Annotated in this window: 7 protein-coding genes; 6 read left to right on the forward strand and 1 reads right to left on the reverse strand. The window is 72.0% G+C overall.

The window, feature by feature from the left end; genetic code table 11:
* The 6 genes from ACY45C_RS15185 to ligA all read left to right on the forward strand — a co-directional run.
* Positions 1–348 (forward strand): methylmalonyl-CoA mutase family protein (locus ACY45C_RS15185; protein WP_462188249.1); only part of this gene is annotated, 348 nt, incomplete at its 5' end.
* A gap of 202 nt (positions 349–550) precedes the next feature.
* A complete protein-coding gene (locus ACY45C_RS15190; RefSeq protein WP_462188250.1) occupies positions 551–1057 on the forward strand; it encodes a MarR family winged helix-turn-helix transcriptional regulator in 507 nt (168 codons plus the stop codon).
* Positions 1058–1134: 77 nt separating this feature from the next.
* Entirely contained in the window at positions 1135–2355 is a 1221-nt protein-coding gene (locus ACY45C_RS15195) for a cysteine desulfurase family protein (RefSeq protein ID WP_462188251.1), read from the forward strand.
* Positions 2356–2434: 79 nt separating this feature from the next.
* Positions 2435–3493, forward strand: a complete 1059-nt coding sequence (gene mnmA, locus ACY45C_RS15200) for a tRNA 2-thiouridine(34) synthase MnmA (protein ID WP_462188252.1) — start codon at positions 2435–2437, stop codon at positions 3491–3493.
* A gap of 90 nt (positions 3494–3583) precedes the next feature.
* Positions 3584–4687: a methionine synthase gene (locus tag ACY45C_RS15205; RefSeq protein WP_462188253.1), complete on the forward strand. Its 1104-nt coding sequence runs from the start codon at positions 3584–3586 to the stop codon at positions 4685–4687.
* Positions 4684–6813 (forward strand): NAD-dependent DNA ligase LigA, encoded by a 2130-nt coding sequence (ligA, locus tag ACY45C_RS15210; protein ID WP_462188254.1) that lies wholly within the window; start codon positions 4684–4686, stop codon positions 6811–6813. The genes ACY45C_RS15205 and ligA overlap by 4 nt, the downstream gene beginning before the upstream one ends.
* Positions 6814–6833: 20 nt before the next feature.
* On the opposite strand, the gene ACY45C_RS15215 is transcribed toward ligA, so the two are convergent.
* Positions 6834–7544 (reverse strand): ACT domain-containing protein, encoded by a 711-nt coding sequence (locus ACY45C_RS15215; RefSeq protein WP_462188255.1) that lies wholly within the window; start codon positions 7542–7544, stop codon positions 6834–6836.
* Positions 7545–7673: the final 129 nt, after the last annotated feature.

Here is a 7673-nt window from a genome sequence, read left to right on the forward strand (position 1 = left end):
GAGTCGATGCTGTACGAGCGGCGCAAGCACGACGGCACCCTGCCGATCATCGGGGTGAACACGTTCCTGCGGCCCGAGTCGGCCGGCACCGATCCCGACTCCGAGGGAGGTCCGATGGAGCTCGCGCGGGCCACGGAGGAGGAGAAGCAATCTCAGCTCACTCGGCTGGAGGAGTTCCACCGCCGGCACGGCGCCGAGGCGGGCGCCGCCCTGGAACATCTGCGGGAGGTCGCCAGGAGCGGGGGGAACACGTTCGCGGCGCTGATGGAGGCGGTCCGCGTCTGCTCCCTCGGGCAGATCTCCCAGGCATTCTTCGACGTGGGTGGGCAGTATCGCCGTAACGTCTGATTATGTCCCGGGTGGCGCCCGCCGTTACATCGATCGGCGTTACGCTGGTCGGTGCGCCGGGCGCCGCGGCAATCTCCGGGTACGCATGAATCTTTGCCAGCGCGTCCGTCCTGGGGTGCAATGGACGCTGCCCGCCGCGACGGTCCCCGGCTGCCAGGCCGGGCGGGAACCGTCCCATGAAGTGCAGGAGCGTCGACAAGTCGTGGCCACCCCGAAACCGTTGCCAACCGACCCCATAGCGGAGGCCCATCGGCACTGGACTGCCCACGGCTGGGGGGCGGCCGCGGACGGCATGGCAGCGGTCACCTCCCTGATGCGGGCGCAGCAGATCGTCCTCGCCCGGGTTGACGAGGTCCTGCGCCCCCTCGACCTGACCTTCGCGCGCTATGAGCTGCTGATGCTGTTGATGTTCAGTCGGGCCGGATCGCTGCCCCTCAACAAGATCGGAAGTCGGCTGCAGGTCCATCCGACCAGCGTCACCAGCGCGGTCGACCGGTTGGAGGCGAGGGGGCAGGTGCGGCGTACCCCGCATCCTACGGACCGGCGGGCGATTCTCGCGAAGATCACCGAGGAGGGCCGGGCCACTGCCATGGCCGCGACCGAGAAGCTCAACGACACCGTCTTCGCCGATCCCGGGCTGGGTGACGGCGGGGTGCGCACGCTCATCGACCTGCTGACCGATCTGCGCCGGGCCGCCGGCGACTTCTGATCCGACGGTCGCCCCGGAGATCGGTGTGATCCGCTCTCCCGTCGCCGTCGGCCCGTCCGCGACTACCCTCTAAAGCTGTGACCTACCTCGACCACGGGGCGACGACGCCGATGCGACCGGAATCGCTCGCCGCGTACACCGCGGTGCTTGCCGATACCGGCAATGCCTCGTCTCTGCATGCCAGTGGCCGCCGTGCCCGCCGCATCGTCGAGGAGTCCCGCGAGACGCTCGCCGGAGTGCTGGGCGCCCGCCCGTCCGACGTGGTGTTCACCGGAGGCGGTACCGAAAGTGACAACCTCGCCCTGAAGGGTCTGTACTGGTCACGCCGCCGGGCCGAACCGGGCCGGCGGCGGGTACTGGTCAGCGCCGTCGAGCACCGGGCCGTCCTGGACACCGCCGACTGGCTCGGCCGGGCGCAGGATGCCGAGGTCGAGCTGCTCGCGGTCGATGCCGCGGGAACCGTGCATCCGGACACCCTCGCCGCCGCCCTCGACCGGGATCCGGACTCGGTGGCCGTCGTGTCGGTGATGTGGGCGAACAGCGAGGTCGGCACCGTTCAGCCGATTGCCGAGCTCGCGACGATCGCGCACCGTCACGGCGTGCCCTTCCACACCGATGCCGTGCAGGCGTTCGGCCAGATCCCGATCGCCGTCACCGACGAGGGCCCCGACGCCATCACGGTCAGCGCGCACAAGATCGGGGGGCCGATCGGTGTCGGTGCCCTGGTGGTGCGCCGGGGATTGGCGATGGAGCCGCTGACCCACGGCGGCGGTCAGGAGCGCGACATCCGGTCCGGAACGCTGAACACGGCCGGGGTGGCGGCGTTCGCGGCGGCCGCGGCAAAGGCGTGCGCCGAGGCGCCGCAGGAGAGCGTCCGGCTGGCGGCCCTGCGTGACGACCTGGTGCGCCGGGTCCGGGCGGAGGTCCCGGAGACGGTGCTCAACGGCGCCCCGCTGCTCGGGGACGGCGGCGGTCCAGGGCCGCACCGGCTGCCGGGAAACGCCCATCTGACCTTCCCCGGCTGCGAGGGAGACTCGCTGCTGATGCTGCTCGATGCCTGGGGGATCGAGTGTTCCACCGGCTCGGCCTGCTCCGCCGGAGTGGCGAGGCCGTCGCACGTGTTGCTCGCGATGGGAGCGGATGAGGCACACGCCCGCGGATCGCTGCGGTTCTCCCTCGGGCACACCTCACGGGCCTGCGACGTCGACGCGCTGGTCGCGGCGATCGGGCCGGTCGTCGAGCGGGCGAGCCGTGCGGGGGCGCTGGCCGGCACGAGCGGCAGCCTGAGCGGCACCTGAGATGCGATGCCCATGATGCCTCGCTCCCGTCCACGTGGTTCCCTGAGGTTCGGCGGAGATTCGGGGAGGTGATGGTCTGATGCGGGTGCTCGCCGCGATGTCCGGCGGGGTCGACTCCGCCGTCGCCGCCGCCCGGGCGGTCGACGCCGGTCACGACGTTACCGGGGTGCATCTGGCGTTGTCGCGCTCGCCGGAGTCGGACCGGACCGGAGCCCGCGGCTGCTGCACCATCGAGGACGCCCGGGACGCCCGGCGGGCCGCCGACATCCTCGGCATCCCGTTCTACGTCTGGGATCTCGCGGACCGGTTCGAGACCGACGTCATCGAGGAGTTCGTCGAGTCCTACGCGGCCGGTCGCACGCCCAACCCCTGCGTGCGCTGCAACGAGCGCATCAAGTTCGCGGCCGTACTCGACAAGGCCCTCGCGCTCGGCTTCGACGCCGTCGTCACCGGGCACCACGCCCGGCTCGATCCGGACGGCACCCTGCGCCGCTCGGTGGATCCGGACAAGGACCAGTCCTACGTCCTGGGAACGCTGCGTCCCGAGCAGCTCGCCGCCGCGCGGTTCCCGCTCGGGGATTCCACCAAGGCCCAGGTGCGGGTAGAAGCGGCCGAGCGTCGCCTCGCCGTTGCGGACAAGCCGGACAGCCACGACATCTGTTTCATCTCGCATGGGGACACCGGTGGCTGGTTGCGCGAGCGGCTCGGCCCGCGGCCGGGTCCGGTCATCGATGCGACGACTGGGCAGACGCTCGGGCACCATGACGGCGCCTACGCCTTCACCGTGGGTCAGCGTCGCGGGCTGAAGCTCGGGCGGCCGGCCTCAGACGGCCGGCCGCGCTATGTGCTGGACATCTCCCCGGTGACGTCGACGGTCACCGTCGGACCGGCCGAGGCGCTCGACGTGCGCCGACTCGTGGCGGACCGGGCGGTCTGGCCGCACGAGGGGGCCGTATCATGTCTGGCCCAGGTGCGGGCGCACGGCGGGGTGGTACCGGCGGTGGCGCAGGCGCGCGGCGAGGAGCTCGTCGTGACGCTGACGACGCCGGTCCGCGGCACGGCCGCCGGCCAGGCGGTGGTGCTGTACGACGGTGACCGGGTGCTTGGCGGAGGGCACATCCGCACTACCGGTGGTTAGCCGGGCGCCTGGTCGGCGGGCCGTCGACGGAGCGGGCCCGGAGCGGACGTGGCCGGGGATCTCCCGCGGACTCCCGGAAGATGTCAAGACATGAGTACTGACGCTGCACGGATGTGGCCGGCCGGCGCGGCCACCGGGGTGGGCTCGCTGCCGGGAACGGATGCGGCCCAGGCCGTCAAGCTGGTCTTCGACGAGCTGCCGGACCTGCCGTATCTGCCCGAACTGCCGGCCAGGGGACCCGGGGGTGCGATGGTCGGGCGGGCGGCGGCGATCCTCGTCGACATGCCGGTGGACCTTCAGCCGGCCGGCTGGCGGCTGGTTCCCCGACCCGGCCTGGACCTGCGCCGGTCACGGGATCTGCTCGAACGCGACCTGGACGCGTTGACGGAGGTCGCCGCCGGCTACGCGGGACCCTTCAAGATTGCCGCGACCGGCCCGTGGACGCTGGCGGCCGAGCTGGAGCTTCCCCGCGGGCACAAGGCGTTGTCAGATACCGGCGCGACCCGTGACATCGCCGACGCACTGGCCGCGGGGCTCGTCGAACAGGTCGAACAGATCGCCCAGCGCGTCCCGGGGGCGCGGATCCTGGTCCAGTTCGACGAGCCATCGCTGCCGGCGGTGCTCGCGGGCCGGATCCGCACTCCGAGCGGGTTCTCGGTGCTGCCCGCGGTCGAGGAGGGCTTGGTCGTGGAGCGGCTGCGGATCCTGCTCGGTGGCCTGCGGGCGCTGCCGGCGACCGGCGGAGTCGGGGTGCACTGCTGCGCTCCCGCGGTGCCGCTGGCGGCGTTGCGCGCGGCGGGCGTGGACTTCGTCGGTCTCGACGTCACCGCGCTCACCCAGGCCGAGGACGACGCCGTCGGCGAGATCGTGGAGGCCGGAGTGCGGTTGATGGCGGGTCTCGTCCCCACCAGGCCGATTTCACCGGCCGCGCCGATTTCACCGACTGGACCGGCCGCACCGGCTGGTGCAGCCGGACGGGCTGTGTCGGCCGCACCGAAGTTGTCGGATGCCCGCCGTACGGTCGAACCCGTCATCGCACTGTGGAGCCGGTTGGGATTCCGGCCCGAGCAGCTCGGGGAGGTGGTCGCCGTGACGTCGACCTGTGGCCTGGCGGGCCTGGGAACGGACGATGCCAGGACGGTGATGCGCCACTGCCGGAAGGCGGGGCGGGTTCTGGTCGACGCGCCGTCGTGAGCGCGACAACCGGCACGGCCGGTACAGCCGACGAATCCGGCGTGGCTTCGGCGGCGGCTTCGGCGGACGAGCGGGCCCGCGCCGCCAGCCTCGCCCGCGAGCTCGACGAGCACGCGTACCGCTACTACGTGCTCGACTCCCCGACGATCTCCGATGCCGAGTACGACCGGTTGATGGCGGAGCTCGCCGCGCTGGAGGAGCGGCATCCCGACCTGCGCACGCCGGACTCGCCGACGCAGAAGGTGGTCGGTTCCTACTCGACCCTGTTCACCCCGGTCGAGCATCTCGAACGGATGCTGTCCCTGGACAACGTCTTCGACGACGACGAGTTCCACCAGTGGGCGGCGCGCGTGGCCCGGGAAAGCGAGGTCGACGCCTGGCTCTGCGAGCTGAAGATCGACGGGCTTGCCGTGGACCTCGTCTACGAGGACGGTTACCTGGTGCGTGCCGCGACGCGCGGCGACGGCCGGACGGGGGAGGACATCACCCCCAACATCCGCACCCTGGCGAGCGTGCCGGTGCGGCTGCGCGGGCCGCGGGTGCCCGAGCTGCTGGAGGTGCGGGGCGAGGTCTTCTTCCCGACCGCGAAGTTCGCCGAGCTCAACGCCGGGCTGGTGGCCGCGGGGGGCAAACCGTTCGCGAACCCGCGTAACGCCGCGGCCGGATCCCTGCGGCAGAAGGATCCCCGGGTCACCGCCACCCGGCCGCTGGAGATGATTGTCCATGGCCTGGGCGCGCAGCGCGGCTTCGAGGCCACGTCCCAGTCGGCGGCCTATGCCCGCTTCGCGGAGCTCGGGCTGCCCGTCGCCACCCACTTCGAGGTCCTGGCGGCGGTGCCCGGCGTGCTGGACTACGTGCACCGGTGGGGCGATGCGCGCCACGGCGTGGTGCACGAGATCGACGGAGTGGTCGTCAAGGTCGACTCGTTCGCCCTGCAACGCCGGTTGGGCTCCACCTCGAAGTCCCCCCGCTGGGCGGTGGCCTACAAGTATCCACCGGAGGAGGTCACGACCAAGCTGCGCGATATCCGGGTGAACGTGGGCCGCACCGGCCGGGTGACCCCCTTCGGGGAGCTGGAGCCGGTCCTGGTCGCCGGGTCCACGGTGGGCCTCGCGACCCTGCACAACATCGATGAGGTCGGCCGCAAGGGGGTGCTCATCGGGGACACGGTCGTCCTGCGCAAGGCCGGGGACGTCATCCCGGAGATCGTCGGCCCGGTCGTCGACCTGCGGGACGGTTCCGAGCGGGCCTTCGTGATGCCCACGCGCTGCCCGGAGTGCGGCACCGAGCTGGTGCGGTCCGAGGGTGAGGTCGACATCCGTTGCCCGAACACCGTCTCCTGTCCCGCGCAGCTGCGGGAGTCGATCTTCCATTTCGCCTCCCGGGGGGCGATGGACATCGACGGGCTCGGGTATGAGACGGCGACCGCCCTGCTCGAGGCGGGCCGGGTGCGTGACATCGGCGACATCTTCCACCTGACGCCCGAGTCCTTCGAGGGGCTGCGCGGGTTCGCGCAGAAGAAGATCGACCAGATTCTGCGGGGGGTCGAGGCCGCGCGGCACCGGCCGCTCTGGCGGCTGCTGGTCGGCCTGTCGATCCGCCACGTCGGGCCCACGGCGGCGCGGGCGCTCGCCCGGGAACTGCGGTCGCTGGAAGCGATCGCCGCCACGCCGGCCGAGGACCTCGCCGCGGTCGAAGGGGTCGGTCCGAAGATCGCCGGCGCGGTGGTCGACTGGTTCGCCGATGAGCGGCACCGCGACATCCTCGCCAGGATCGCCGCCGGCGGGGCACGGCTCGCCGACGTCGGCGCGGAGGAGGGCCCACGTCCCCTCGACGGCGTCACCGTCGTCATCACCGGCACGCTCACCGACTGGAGCCGCGACTCGGCCAAGGAGGCGGTCGAGGCGCGCGGCGGCAAGGTCACCGGCTCGGTGAGCAGGAAGACCACCGCCGTCGTCGTCGGCACGGATCCAGGGGCCTCGAAGTACGACAAGGCGCGCAGTCTCAGGATCCCCATGCTGGACGAGGCCGGATTCGCCGTTCTGCTGGCGCAGGGGGTCGACGCGGCCAGCAAGCTCGCCGTTCCCGTGGACGGTCCCGAGAAGGCCGAGACCCCGGTGGAATAACGTGGGGAAGGCTCCCCCACTCAGAAACGGCCCGTCCTGGTCAGGCTCGCGGCGATGCCCGCCAGATGGGCCAGCCGGTCGATCTCGGAGGAGCGGAACCGGGGGCCGCCGGGCCGCCCGACCAGGATCACCAGCCGGTCGCCGCCGACCGGGGCCGCGGCGAGTTCCATGCTGACCGCCCGCCAGTGAGGCGGGAAGGCGCCATCCTCGGCCCCGATCCGCCGCGCCCGTTCCAGCGGCAGCCAGGGCAGGGGTAACCGGACCCGTTCAGGGACACCGAGATCGTCCCCACCGAGGGCCGGAGCGCCCACCGAGGTCTCCCGGACCCGGACGTCATCCGGCCCGACGTGCTCCAGCAGCATCGCCCAGTCGGCGTGGAAGACGCCGGGCGCGAGGTCCGTCAGGGTCGTCGCGGCGTCGTGCGGCCGATCGGTCAGGGCGTCCACCAGGTCGAGGTCGTTGCCGACACCGCCCCCGTCGGCGAGAAACGGCCGAAGCGACTCGACGATCACGCCCGGAACCGACTGGGCGGCGGTGAGGACGCGATCGGCGAGGCCGCCCGGTGGCAGGAGCACGAGCAGATCGTCCACGGCTCCGTCGGCGGTGCGCTCGACGACGGTGATGCTGACGATGTCGATGCTCGCCCTGCCCAGGGCCGTGGCCACTGCGCCGAGCGTTCCCGGGCGGTCCGGCAGCATGAGGCGAAGCAGGTACGACATGTAGCTGAGCATGCGCAAAGGGCATGTCGGCGGGATGGCCGACCGGTCACGTGAAGATAACGCCCCCGCCGGCCGGCGCCTCCCCCAGGAACCTCGCCGAAGGCGAGGTGACGGAAACCCCGAAGGGCGGCCTAGTACTCC

Source organism: Frankia sp. CcWB2 (assembly GCF_977927585.1).